The sequence below is a fragment of the Candidatus Pelagibacter sp. uisw_098 genome, assembly GCF_059512505.1.
The window spans coordinates 121,734-133,534 of record NZ_CM183454.1; the positions used below are offsets into that span (position 1 = coordinate 121,734).

Sequence of the window (11,801 nt, forward strand, 5' to 3'; positions counted from 1 at the left end):
AATCGTATGGATTGTATTCTTACAATTTATATATGAAGCTAGTGTGCGCCGTTTTTTAACTTGAGAGTTTGATCATGGCTCAGAACGTACGCTGGCGGCACGCCTAACACATGCAAGTCGAACGAAGTAGCAATACTTAGTGGCAGACGGGTGAGTAACATGTGGGTATCTACCCTTTGGCCTGGAATAACACGAGGAAACTTGTGCTAATACCGGATAAGTCTTTACGGAGAAAGCTTTATGCACCATTGGATGAGCCCGCACTTGATTAGTTTGTTGGTAGGGTAATGGCCTACCAAGACTATGATCAATAGCTGATTTGAGAGGATGATCAGCCACATTGGGACTGAGACACGGCCCAAACTCCTACGGGAGGCAGCAGTGGGGAATCTTGCACAATGGAGGAAACTCTGATGCAGCGATGCCGCGTGAGTGAAGAAGGCCTTTGGGTTGTAAAGCTCTTTCGTCGGGGAAGAAAATGACTGTACCCGAATAAGAAGGTCCGGCTAACTTCGTGCCAGCAGCCGCGGTAATACGAAGGGACCTAGCGTAGTTCGGAATTACTGGGCTTAAAGAGTTCGTAGGTGGTTGAAAAAGTTGGTGGTGAAATCCCAGAGCTTAACTCTGGAACTGCCATCAAAACTTTTCAGCTAGAGTATGATAGAGGAAAGCAGAATTTCTAGTGTAGAGGTGAAATTCGTAGATATTAGAAAGAATACCAATTGCGAAGGCAGCTTTCTGGATCATTACTGACACTGAGGAACGAAAGCATGGGTAGCGAAGAGGATTAGATACCCTCGTAGTCCATGCCGTAAACGATGTGTGTTAGACGTTGGAAATTTATTTTCAGTGTCGCAGGGAAACCGATAAACACACCGCCTGGGGAGTACGACCGCAAGGTTAAAACTCAAATGAATTGACGGGGACCCGCACAAGTAGTGGAGCATGTGGTTTAATTCGAAGATACGCGCAGAACCTTACCAACACTTGACATGTTCGTCGCGACTCTAAGAGATTAGAGTTTTCGGTTCGGCCGGACGAAACACAGGTGCTGCATGGCTGTCGTCAGCTCGTGTCGTGAGATGTTGGGTTAAGTCCCGCAACGAGCGCAACCCTCACTTTTAGTTGCCATCATTAAGTTGGGCACTCTGAAAGAACTGCCAGTGATAAGCTGGAGGAAGGTGGGGATGACGTCAAGTCCTCATGGCCCTTACGTGTTGGGCTACACACGTGCTACAATGGCATCTACAACAGGAAGCAAAACGGCAACGTTAAGCAAATCCCGAAAAGATGCCTCAGTTCGGATTGCACTCTGCAACTCGAGTGCATGAAGCTGGAATTACTAGTAATCGTGGATCAGCGTGCCACGGTGAATGCGTTCCCGGGTCTTGTACACACCGCCCGTCACACCATGGGAGTTGGTTCTACCTTAAGGCAAGGTTTTAAACCCTTGACCACGGTATAGTCAGCGACTGGGGTGAAGTCGTAACAAGGTAGCCGTAGGGGAACCTGCGGCTGGATTACCTCCTTTCTAAGGATGAGTGAAAGTAAAATTTCACTCTAAATAATATACATCGGTAATGTTGACCGTCCTCATTTCTCTTCTTAAAGTAATGTTTCCTTCTTGTAGGGCCGGTAGCTCAGTTGGTTAGAGCACACCCTTGATAAGGGTGGGGTCGAAAGTTCGAGTCTTTCTCGGCCCACCAAAAACCTAAATGGGGGATTAGCTCATCTGGGAGAGCGCCTGATTTGCATTCAGGAGGTAGCAGGTTCGATCCCTGTATCCTCCACCAGGAAACATTTAGTTATTAAAATAGTAAATAAAAATAATTTATATCAATATCTATATCCGAACATTAAAAGTTATTATTTAATGTTCAAAATAAAAATTTGATCACAACATGGATTAATTTTCTTTTAAAAGAATTTTTTTCTGTGCATAAATCAAGCGTTTAAGGGCGTGTAGTGGATGCCTTGGCACTGAAAGCCGATGAAGGACGTGATATACTGCGATAAGTTTCGGGGAGCTGTATGTAAGCTTTGATCCGAAAATTTCCGAATGGGGAAACCCACCACTTTATGTGGTACTTTAAACTGAATACATAGGTTTAAAGAGACAACCTGGAGAACTGAAACATCTAAGTAACCAGAGGAAAAGAAATCAATTGAGATTCCGTTAGTAGTGGCGAGCGAACGCGGAGTAGGCCAGTAGTTTTGTTAAAAAAATTTGAATAGTTTGGAAATGCTAACCATAGAGGGTGATAGTCCCGTATGAGTAATGTTTAACAAAATTCTTGAGTAAAGCGGGACACGAGAAATCTTGCTCGAATATAGGGGGACCACCCTCTAAGCCTAAATACTCTTCAGTGACCGATAGTGAACTAGTACCGTGAGGGAAAGGTGAAAAGAACCCCTATTAGGGGAGTGAAATAGAACCTGAAACTGCATGCCTACAATCAGTCCGAGCCCTTTTTAGGGTGAGGGCGTACCTTTTGTATAATGGGTCAGTGACTTAATTTATTAAGCAAGCTTAAGCCATCTAGGTGTAGGCGCAGCGAAAGCAAGTCTTAATAGGGCGATTAGTTTAATGAATTAGACCCGAAAACGAATGAGCTTACCATGAGCAGGTTGAAAGTTGGGTAACACCAACCGGAGGACCGAACCAGTTGACGTTGAAAAGTCTTTGGATGACTTGTGGTAAGGGGTGAAAGGCCAACCAAATTCGTAGATAGCTGGTTTTCCGCGAAAACTATTTAGGTAGTGCGTCGAATAAATAGATGTTTAGAGGTAGAGCACTAAATGGGCTAGGGGGAAGAGATTCTTACCAAACCTAATAAAACTCCGAATGCTAGACATTGTTCTTCGGCAGACAGACTGTGGGTGCTAAGGTCCATGGTCGAGAGGGAAAGAGCCCAGACCACCAGATAAGGTCCCAAAATCATGATTAAGTGTGAAAGGATGTGGAAATTCCATAACAGCCGGGAGGTTGGCTTAGAAGCAGCCATCCTTTAAAGATAGCGTAACAGCTCACCGGTCTAATAGAGTTTCTGCGCCGAAGATGTAACGGGGCTAAAATCATGTACCGAATCTGTGGCTTTACAAAGTTCTCGAACTTTGTAAGGGGTAGCGGAACGTTCTGTAAGCCTGCGAAGGGATACCCGTGAGGGATCCTGGAGGTATCAGAAGTGCGAATGCTGACATAAGTAACGATAAACGAAGTGAAAAACTTCGTCGCCGAAAATCTAAGGGTTTCTATGCAAGGTTAATCCGCGTAGAGTTAGTCGGCACCTAAGGCGAGGGCGAAAGCCGTAGTCGATGGAAACAAGGTTAATATTCCTTGACCTGATGGTAGTGACGGATTCTGTAAGTTGTGAGTTCTTAATGGATTGAACTTGCCGCGAAGGGGTCCCAAGAAATAGCTCCATCATTAAGACCGTACCCGAAACCGACACAGGTAGATTAATAGAGTATATTTAGGCGCTTGAGAGAATGATGTTGAAGGAACTCGGCAAAATGCTTCCGTAACTTCGGGATAAGGAAGACCCTTTTGTAGGCAACTATGGAAGGGTGGCACAAGCCAGGGAGAAGCGACTGTTTATCAAAAACACAGGGCTCTGCTAACACGTAAGTGGATGTATAGGGTCTGACGCCTGCCCGGTGCTGGAAGGTTAATGCGGTTGGTGCAAGCTAACTTCTGAAGCCCCAGTAAACGGCGGCCGTAACTATAACGGTCCTAAGGTAGCGAAATTCCTTGTCGGGTAAGTTCCGACCTGCATGAATGGCGTAACGATTTCTCCGCTGTCTCCAACATCAACTCAGTGAAATTGAATTCTCCGTGAAGATGCGGAGTTCGCGTAGTTAGACGGAAAGACCCCGTGCACCTTTACTGCAACTTTACATTGGTGTTAGGAAAAACATATTTAGCATAGGAGGGAGACTTTGAAGCAAAGACGTCAGTTTTTGTGGAGTCACCAGTGAAATACCTCTTTTGTTTTTCTTGACATCTAACCGCTAGCCGTCATCCGGCAGCGAGACATTGTATGGTGGGTAGTTTGACTGGGGCGGTCGCCTCCCAAATAGTAACGGAGGCGTGCGAAGGTAGGCTCAGAACGGTCAGAAATCGTTCGTAGAGTGCAATGGCATAAGCCTGCCTGACTGTGAGACTGACAAGTCGAGCAGAGACGAAAGTCGGTCATAGTGATCCGGTGCTTCTGAGTGGAAGGGGCATCGCTCAACGGATAAAAGGTACGCCGGGGATAACAGGCTGATACTGCCCAAGAGCTCATATCGACGGCAGTGTTTGGCACCTCGATGTCGGCTCATCACATCCTGGGGCTGGAGCAGGTCCCAAGGGTTTGGCTGTTCGCCAATTAAAGTGGTACGTGAGCTGGGTTCAGAACGTCGTGAGACAGTTCGGTCCCTATCTGCTATGCGTGTAGAAGAATTGAGAGGAGTTGACCCTAGTACGAGAGGACCGGGTTGAACATACCACTGGTGGACCTGTTGTGGCGCCAGCCGCAGTGCAGGGTAGCTAAGTATGGAAGAGATAACTGCTGAAAGCATCTAAGCGGGAAACTCACCTCAAAACTAGTTCTTCCTATAGAGCCGTGGTAGACCACCACGTTGATAGGCTGGATGTGGAAGCGCAGTAATGCGTGTAGCTGACCAGTACTAATAGCTCAATTGGCTTGATTTATGCACTGAAAAAAATTTTTAAATAATTTTAAAGATAATTGATATTTTATTTTATAACCCCAGCCTAAACAGTTGGGGTTTTTTTACTTAAATTAATCACATTTAATAGTAAACTCATCTCAAGATTGAATTAAAAAGGTTCAGCAAAATTTTATTTTTTAGTTTACTTGATATTTTACATACGACTATAATAAGAGCTCATGAAAAAAGATTTGATAGTAGTGACAGGTGGAGCTGGGTTTGTAGGGTCCAACTTAATAAAAAAATTATTAACTCAAACAAATTTCAAAATTTTAAGTATTGACGACTATTCAAGTGGAGAAAAAAAAAATAACATTAAAGATAAGAGGGTTAAATATATTAATGGCAGCACCATCAACATTAATTATTTACTCAAAAGCTATAAAAAAAAAATTCATACAATTTTTCACTTTGGAGAATTTTCAAGAATCTACCAAAGCTTTAAAAAATACAGTCAATGCTTTGACTCCAATGTAAGAGGTACAGAGGCCACTTTCCTTTTTTGTCTTAAAAATAAGATTAAATTAATTTACTCAGCCACCTCCGCAAGTTTAGGCAACAAAGGGAAGGATAAAGATTTATCACCATATTCTTTTACTAAATCAAAAAATCTGGAATTATTAGAAAATTTAAAAAACTGGTTCAATTTTAAGTATGAGGTAATTTATTTTTATAATGTTTATGGACCAAACCAAATTTGTGAAGGAGATATGGCAACAGTAATTGGAATATTTGAAAAAAGCAAACTAGATAATAAAAATATAACAGTTGTTAAACCAGGAACTCAGTCAAGAAAATTCACCCATATAGATGACACAATAGAAGTTTGCATGGAAGCATGGAGTGTTAAAAAATGTCTTCATTACTCTATATCTAATAAAAAAACCTATAGTATTTTAGATGTAGCAAAAATGTTTAAGCAACCAATTAAATATTTATCCAAAAGAGACGGTGAAAGATTTTCTTCTTCTGTGGTAAGTATACATTTATCCAATAAAGTTCATAAACGTTTTGGTAAAATAGATTTAAAAGATTATGTGTCAAATTTTTTAAAAAATATTTCTTAGTGCAAAAAAATACTTTATTACTAGTTAAATTTTAATCCTAAATAGAATAATTTGACATTTTATTTGCAGTCTTGATAGCAAGTATTACTTTTTCTATTTATGCATATGCATTGGCCTGCTTAAAAAAGCTTAAATATATTGCTATTAAGCTTAAATATATCTAATTAAATAGGTTTACAAATAACAAAATCTTGATAAAAGACCTCTGCCGGTGATTATTGCGAAGGAGTTATACCCGATCCCATTCCGAACTCGGAAGTCAAGCCCTTCAGCGCCAATGGTACTTTGTCTTAAGACACGGAAGAGTAGGACATTGCCGGCTAAAAAAAAATTATGAAAATAAAAAGCTCATTAAAATCACTTAAAAAAAGAGACCTTAATTCTAAATTAGTTAGAAGAAGAGGTAGAGTTTACATAATCAATAAAACAAACCCAAAATTCAAAGCAAGACAAAAGTAATTTTTATGGACAATCAAAACCATAAGGATACATGGAGCAATTTTACAAAATTTGTATTGTGGGGAACTGTCGCTGTAATAACTGTTTTAGTTTTAATGGCCATATTCCTACTATAGAGTCAACTCTATGAGAATCGCTTCAGTTTTAGAAAATCAAAATATAGAAAAAAGAATTGCAATCACCCCTGAGATTGCAAAAAAATATAAAGCACTTGGTCTTGAAATTACCATAGCTGAAAAATATGGTGAACACTTGGGATTTAAAGATAGTGATTATAAAGAATTAGGTGTTGAAGTTTCTAATAATAATGAAATTTTAAACACGGCCGATATCATTGTGCAGCTGGGTTTATTGTCTGATGAAAATCTTTCAAATTTAAAAGAAAATCAAACACTAGTTGGAGCATTTAATCCTTACACTAATAAAGAAAAAATAGAAAATTTATCTAAAAAAAATATTAATATTTTTTCTTTAGAAATGCTTCCTAGAATAACTAGAGCACAATCGATGGACATCCTTTCTTCACAAGCCAATCTTGCTGGTTATAAAGCTGTAATAGAGTCATTCTCAAATTTTGAAAAAGCAATACCAATGATGATGACTGCCGCAGGCACAATTCCAGCAGCAAAAGTATTAGTGGTAGGTGCGGGTGTTGCGGGCCTTCAAGCAATTGCAACTGCAAAAAGAATGGGAGCGATTGTGTTTGCAACAGACGTAAGAATTACCTCGAAAGAACAAGTTGAAAGTTTAGGTGGAAAATTTTTATCTATTGAAGGATCTGAAAATCTTGAGACAGAAAGTGGGTATGCAAAAGAAGCATCTGATGAGTTTAAAAAAAAACAAGAAGATCTGTTGGCAGAAACTTTAAAAAAAATTGATATTGTGATATGTACCGCTTTAATTCCAGGTAAAAAAGCTCCATTAATTATTAAAGGCCCAATGATTGAAAATATGCAATCAGGCTCTGTTATTTATGATTTAGCTGCAGCTCAAGGAGGAAACTCAGAGTTCACTGAAGTTGATAAAATAATAATTAAAAATGGTGTAAAGATTATGGGTGAAAAAAATATTCTTAATAAACTCTCTGTTTCAGCTTCAAACTTATACTCAAAAAATGTATTTAATTTTGTGTCAAATTTATATGATAAAGAAAATAAAAAAATCAATATTAATTTAGAAGACGAAATAATTGAAAAAACACTAATAAAATAAAGTTATGGAAATAGACCCTTTTATATTTAGATTAAGCATATTCATTCTGTCAATTTTTATAGGATATTATGTGGTATGGAGTGTAACACCATCTTTGCACACACCATTAATGTCAGTTACTAATGCGATATCCTCAGTAATCATTGTAGGAGCTATAATTGCAGGCTTAGCTGGAAATTCAGATAATGTTTTAACAACCTCTAATGTTCTGGGTTTTTTAGCGATATCACTTGCTGCAGTTAATATATTTGGAGGATTTTTAGTCACCCAAAGAATGCTTCAAATGTATAAAAAAAAGAAGAAAGATAAACAATAATGTCAGCGAATTTATCAGCAATTTTTTATTTAGTATCAGGTGTTTTATTTATATTAGCATTAAGGGGTCTTTCATCGCCTGAAACTTCAAGGCAAGGTAATTTTTTTGGAATTTTTGGGATGACAATTGCCATTACAGTTACTTTCTTATCTGTGGGAAGTTTTTCTAGCGGATTGATCTATGTGCTAATCTTTTTATTAATAGGTGGATTGATTGGAGCATTCATAGCTTATAAAATACCAATGACTGCTATGCCAGAATTAGTAGCAGGGTTTCATAGTCTGGTAGGATTATCAGCTGTATTTGTTGCAATATCAGCTTTTTTAAACCCAGAAGCTTTTAATCTCGGGTCTCCAGGAAGCATAAAACTTGCAAGCTTAATTGAGATGTCAATAGGAGCTGCTGTTGGAGCTATAACATTTTCAGGTTCAATAATTGCTTTTTTAAAACTTCAAGGAATAATGTCTGGTTCGCCAATAACTTTTAAAGGGCAGCATTTGTTTAATGCCTTATTATTGATTTCAATTATAATTTTAACCTACTTATTGTGTTCAACGCAGTCTCCTAATTTTTTTTGGATATTATTAGCAGTTTCATTTTTGATAGGGTTTTTATTAATTATCCCAATTGGTGGAGCAGATATGCCAGTAGTAATTTCCATGTTAAATTCTTACTCGGGTTGGGCTGCAGCGGGAATAGGGTTTACCTTAGAAAATAGTGCATTGATTATAACAGGTGCCCTTGTAGGCTCTTCAGGTGCAATCTTATCCTATATAATGTGTAAAGGTATGAACCGTTCTTTCTTTAATGTTATATTGGGTGGGTTTGGTGCAACAGAACAATCCGCATCTTCTGAAAGTAAGGAACATAGACCCGTTAAAAGTGGAAATGCAGAAGACGCAGCTTTTTTAATGAAAAATGCATCATCAGTTATAATTGTTCCAGGCTATGGAATGGCGGTGGCTCAAGCACAGCATGCATTAAGAGAGATGGTAGATACACTTAAGAAAAATGATATTAAAGTTTCTTATGCTATTCACCCAGTGGCAGGAAGAATGCCAGGACACATGAATGTATTATTAGCTGAAGCCAATGTGCCCTATGATGAAGTTTTTGAATTAGAAGAGATAAATAATGATTTTGCTAATGCAGATGTAGCGTTTGTGATAGGTGCAAACGATGTAACTAATCCTGCTGCAAAAAATGACCCACAAAGTCCAATCTATGGAATGCCAGTTTTGGATGTTGAAAAATGCAAATCCGTACTATTTGTAAAAAGAAGCTTATCCCCCGGATATGCTGGCATTGATAATGATTTATTTTACAAAGAAAATACTTTAATGTTATTTGCAGATGCTAAAAAAATGACTGAAGATATAACTAAAAATCTTTAAATTAATGAAAACTAAAATATTTTGCGATATTGCAGAACTAGACTTAATTAAAAAATTTAATAAAAAAAAGATTGTTAAAGGCTTTACAACTAACCCAAGTTTAATGAGAAAAGCAGGGGCAAAAGATTATAAATCTTATTCAGAAAAAATATTAAAAATTTGTAATAATAAACCTGTTTCATTAGAGGTGTTTGCTGACGAATATAAAGAGATGAAAAAGCAAGCCCTTCAGATTAATACCTGGGGAAAGAATGTTTATGTAAAAATACCAGTTGTCAATTCCAAGGGTATTTTTATGGGTAAAATTATTAAAGAGCTTAATAATTTAGATATTAAACTTAATATTACTGCAATATATAGCGCTAAACAGACAGAAAAAATTCTTAAATTAATCAACAAGAAAACTAAAGTTATAATTTCAATATTTGCAGGTAGAGCAGCTGATGCTGGTAAGGACCCAGTTCCAGAATTTAAAAGAAGCATAAAAATGGCAAAAAAATTTAAAAATGTTGAGATACTCTGGGCGAGTGTTAGAGAGCCTTATAATTATTTACAAGCAAAGCAATTAGGCTGTCATATTATTACTATCCCACCAACAACTATTGAAAAAATAGAAAACTTTGGAAAAACTTTTGATCAACTAACTAAAGAAACAATTAAAGCTTTTTTAGTTGATAGTAAAAAATCAAGGTTTAAAATTTAGCTGATTTTGGTTGCGGGGGACGGATTTGAACCGCCGACCTTCAGGTTATGAGCCTGACGAGCTACCAGACTGCTCCACCCCGCGGTATATTTAAATTCTATTTTTAAGTTTATTAAGCTTTTTAACTCTTTTAATATTTTCTTGTAAAATTCTTTTTTTCTTTTCAGAGGGTTTTTCATAAACACTCTTTAGTTTTACAACCTTAAAGAATCCATCACGTTGTAGTTTTCTTTTTAGAACTCTTAGCGCTTGTTCAATATTGTTATCTTTAACTTCTATTTTCATAAATATTTCTAAAGGTGAGTGATTATCATTATAAAATTTTGATGTCTATTAAATTTATTCATTGTTTGAAACTTCTCTTGATTGTCTTGCTTTTTCTTTTTCTTTTTTTTCTCTTTTTATTCTTCTTTCAGCTTTTTCAATAGCTTCAATTAAGTCTTTTTGAGAAAAAAGACCCAATGCAACAGGATCTTTAGGGTTTAAATTATTATAGTTCCAGTAACTTTTATTTTTAATTGAGGTTACTGAACTTTTAGTCACTCCAACTAATTTTGCTATTTGAGAATCTTTTAAAAGTGAATGGTATCTAATTAACCATAAAGCAGAATCTGGTTTATCCTGTCTTTTGGATAATGGAATATATTTTTTAACTTTTTTATCTTCAGTTGATATTTCAATATCAGTATTTTTTATTTGTAGGTCTTTATTTTCATTTTTTGATGCTAGTTCAATTTCTTCTCTAGTGAGTTGGCCAGATATAATTGGATTATAAGCCATTATCCCTTTTGCAACTTCACCATCTGCAATGCCTTGAACCTCTACTTCATGCAAATTACAAAATTTTGAAATTTGTTTGAATGTAAGAGTTGTATTTTCTACTAGCCAAACAGCGGTCGCCATTGGCATCAATGGTACGTTTGACATTTAATCCTTTTTTTCTGATCTGAAGTTTTGGAATTTCTTATTGAATTTACTAACACGACCCTTATCCATTAATTTTTGCTTTCCACCTGTCCAAGCAGCGTGTGATTTTGGATCAATCTCTAATTTTAGGACCTCTCCTTCTTTTCCCCAAGTTGATCTTGTTTCAAATTGAGTTCCATCAGTCATCTCTACTTTTATGGTATGGTAGTTTGGGTGTATGTCTTTTTTCATATCGTGACTTATAGCAAAAGAATTTTATAAAACAATTAAAAGTTCTTTAATTTTTCAAGCATTTTGTCATTAATTGCCATGCTAGAAGCTCTTATTTTGATGTTTTGATTTTGAGATAGGTTTATTTCATTAATCATCCCACCGGCCTCTTTTAAAATTATTATACCCGCTGCTATATCCCATAAATTAAGATCATTTTGAAAATAACCATCATATCTTCCGGCTGCAACGTAGGCTATATCAAGTGCTGCACTTCCAGATTTTCTTAAAGGTAAATCAACTTCATTTTTGGATGAACCCCCTGTAGCAAATAAGCAGCTATTAAGATCCCTTTTTTTTGAAACTCTAATCCTTTGGTTATTAAAAAAAGCACCATTTTCTTTTTCAGCATAGAACATCTCATCTTTTATTGGATCATAAATTAATCCTGAAACTATTTCATCTCCAGATTTTAGTGCGATTGATATTGCAAAGTGGGGAACACCATGTAAAAAATTTGTGGTACCATCTATAGGATCTATAATCCAAGTATTATTTTTATCTTTATTTTCTTCAGAACCATCTTCTTCACTGATAATGGAATAGTAAGGTCTTGCTTTTTTTAATTCTTCAATAATTATTTTTTCTGCTTTTAAATCAGCATTTGAAACAAAGTCAGTTGGACCTTTGATTGAAACTTGTAACTTTTCTACTTCTCCAAAATCTCTAATTAAAGCTCTAGAAGCTTTTTCAGCAGCCTTTATCATAATATTTAGATTAGCTGATATTGATTGCAT

General features: G+C 36.7%; 11 protein-coding genes, 3 tRNA genes and 3 rRNA genes. 12 read left to right on the forward strand and 5 right to left on the reverse strand.

Annotated features, from left to right (window positions below):
* Positions 1–56: 56 nt before the first annotated feature.
* The 12 genes from AC5YF9_RS00630 (at position 57) to AC5YF9_RS00685 (ending at position 9,867) form a co-directional block, all read left to right on the forward strand.
* A 16S ribosomal RNA gene (locus AC5YF9_RS00630) occupies positions 57–1,531 on the forward strand.
* A gap of 98 nt (positions 1,532–1,629) precedes the next feature.
* Positions 1,630–1,706 (forward strand) — tRNA-Ile (locus AC5YF9_RS00635).
* A gap of 11 nt (positions 1,707–1,717) precedes the next feature.
* A tRNA-Ala gene (locus AC5YF9_RS00640) sits at positions 1,718–1,793 on the forward strand.
* A gap of 149 nt (positions 1,794–1,942) precedes the next feature.
* Positions 1,943–4,696: ribosomal RNA gene (locus AC5YF9_RS00645) — 23S ribosomal RNA — on the forward strand.
* Between the two features lie 199 nt (positions 4,697–4,895).
* A complete protein-coding gene (locus AC5YF9_RS00650) occupies positions 4,896–5,783 on the forward strand; it encodes an NAD-dependent epimerase/dehydratase family protein (protein ID WP_415304149.1) in 888 nt (295 codons plus the stop codon).
* Between the two features lie 207 nt (positions 5,784–5,990).
* Positions 5,991–6,105, forward strand: a 5S ribosomal RNA gene (gene rrf / locus AC5YF9_RS00655).
* Together the 16S, 23S and 5S rRNA genes with 2 tRNA genes alongside form the textbook arrangement of a ribosomal RNA operon.
* A gap of 11 nt (positions 6,106–6,116) precedes the next feature.
* Positions 6,117–6,242 (forward strand): type B 50S ribosomal protein L36, encoded by a 126-nt coding sequence (ykgO, locus tag AC5YF9_RS00660; RefSeq protein ID WP_006997331.1) that lies wholly within the window; start codon positions 6,117–6,119, stop codon positions 6,240–6,242.
* A 5-nt stretch (positions 6,243–6,247) separates the two neighbouring features.
* Positions 6,248–6,358, forward strand: coding sequence for an aa3-type cytochrome c oxidase subunit IV (locus AC5YF9_RS00665; RefSeq protein ID WP_415304150.1), 111 nt, complete (start codon positions 6,248–6,250; stop codon positions 6,356–6,358).
* A 10-nt stretch (positions 6,359–6,368) separates the two neighbouring features.
* Positions 6,369–7,454 carry a Re/Si-specific NAD(P)(+) transhydrogenase subunit alpha gene (locus tag AC5YF9_RS00670; RefSeq protein ID WP_415304151.1) on the forward strand — a complete coding sequence of 362 codons (1,086 nt, stop codon included), beginning with the start codon at positions 6,369–6,371 and terminating at the stop codon, positions 7,452–7,454.
* A gap of 4 nt (positions 7,455–7,458) precedes the next feature.
* Positions 7,459–7,770 carry a proton-translocating transhydrogenase family protein gene (locus AC5YF9_RS00675; RefSeq protein WP_415304152.1) on the forward strand — a complete coding sequence of 104 codons (312 nt, stop codon included), beginning with the start codon at positions 7,459–7,461 and terminating at the stop codon, positions 7,768–7,770.
* Positions 7,770–9,164, forward strand: coding sequence for an NAD(P)(+) transhydrogenase (Re/Si-specific) subunit beta (locus AC5YF9_RS00680; protein ID WP_415304153.1), 1,395 nt, complete (start codon positions 7,770–7,772; stop codon positions 9,162–9,164). The genes AC5YF9_RS00675 and AC5YF9_RS00680 overlap by 1 nt, the downstream gene beginning before the upstream one ends.
* A 4-nt stretch (positions 9,165–9,168) precedes the next feature.
* Positions 9,169–9,867: a transaldolase family protein gene (locus AC5YF9_RS00685; protein ID WP_415304154.1), complete on the forward strand. Its 699-nt coding sequence runs from the start codon at positions 9,169–9,171 to the stop codon at positions 9,865–9,867.
* A gap of 7 nt (positions 9,868–9,874) precedes the next feature.
* On the opposite strand, the gene AC5YF9_RS00690 is transcribed toward AC5YF9_RS00685, so the two are convergent.
* The 5 genes from AC5YF9_RS00690 to AC5YF9_RS00710 all read right to left on the reverse strand — a co-directional run bounded on the left by AC5YF9_RS00690 (position 9,875) and on the right by AC5YF9_RS00710 (position 11,801).
* Positions 9,875–9,951, reverse strand: a tRNA-Met gene (locus AC5YF9_RS00690).
* A gap of 6 nt (positions 9,952–9,957) precedes the next feature.
* Positions 9,958–10,152: a 30S ribosomal protein S21 gene (gene rpsU, locus AC5YF9_RS00695; protein ID WP_006997326.1), complete on the reverse strand. Its 195-nt coding sequence runs from the start codon at positions 10,150–10,152 to the stop codon at positions 9,958–9,960.
* A 54-nt stretch (positions 10,153–10,206) separates the two neighbouring features.
* Positions 10,207–10,794, reverse strand: coding sequence for a cell cycle transcriptional regulator TrcR (locus AC5YF9_RS00700; RefSeq protein ID WP_415304155.1), 588 nt, complete (start codon positions 10,792–10,794; stop codon positions 10,207–10,209).
* Complete coding sequence (rpmE, locus tag AC5YF9_RS00705; RefSeq protein WP_271512504.1) at positions 10,795–11,025, reverse strand: 50S ribosomal protein L31; 231 nt, start codon at positions 11,023–11,025, stop codon at positions 10,795–10,797.
* Positions 11,026–11,060: 35 nt separating this feature from the next.
* Positions 11,061–11,801, reverse strand: coding sequence for an inositol monophosphatase family protein (locus AC5YF9_RS00710; RefSeq protein WP_415304156.1), 741 nt, complete (start codon positions 11,799–11,801; stop codon positions 11,061–11,063).

Coding starts and splice junctions, on each gene's coding strand:
- AC5YF9_RS00650 (WP_415304149.1), top strand. CDS start 4,896: ATGAAAAAAGATTTGATAGTAGTGACAGGTGGAGCTGGGTTTGTAGGG.
- ykgO (WP_006997331.1), top strand. CDS start 6,117: ATGAAAATAAAAAGCTCATTAAAATCACTTAAAAAAAGAGACCTTAAT.
- AC5YF9_RS00665 (WP_415304150.1), top strand. CDS start 6,248: ATGGACAATCAAAACCATAAGGATACATGGAGCAATTTTACAAAATTT.
- AC5YF9_RS00670 (WP_415304151.1), top strand. CDS start 6,369: ATGAGAATCGCTTCAGTTTTAGAAAATCAAAATATAGAAAAAAGAATT.
- AC5YF9_RS00675 (WP_415304152.1), top strand. CDS start 7,459: ATGGAAATAGACCCTTTTATATTTAGATTAAGCATATTCATTCTGTCA.
- AC5YF9_RS00680 (WP_415304153.1), top strand. CDS start 7,770: ATGTCAGCGAATTTATCAGCAATTTTTTATTTAGTATCAGGTGTTTTA.
- AC5YF9_RS00685 (WP_415304154.1), top strand. CDS start 9,169: ATGAAAACTAAAATATTTTGCGATATTGCAGAACTAGACTTAATTAAA.
- rpsU (WP_006997326.1), bottom strand. CDS start 10,152: ATGAAAATAGAAGTTAAAGATAACAATATTGAACAAGCGCTAAGAGTT.
- AC5YF9_RS00700 (WP_415304155.1), bottom strand. CDS start 10,794: ATGTCAAACGTACCATTGATGCCAATGGCGACCGCTGTTTGGCTAGTA.
- rpmE (WP_271512504.1), bottom strand. CDS start 11,025: ATGAAAAAAGACATACACCCAAACTACCATACCATAAAAGTAGAGATG.
- AC5YF9_RS00710 (WP_415304156.1), bottom strand. CDS start 11,801: ATGCAATCAATATCAGCTAATCTAAATATTATGATAAAGGCTGCTGAA.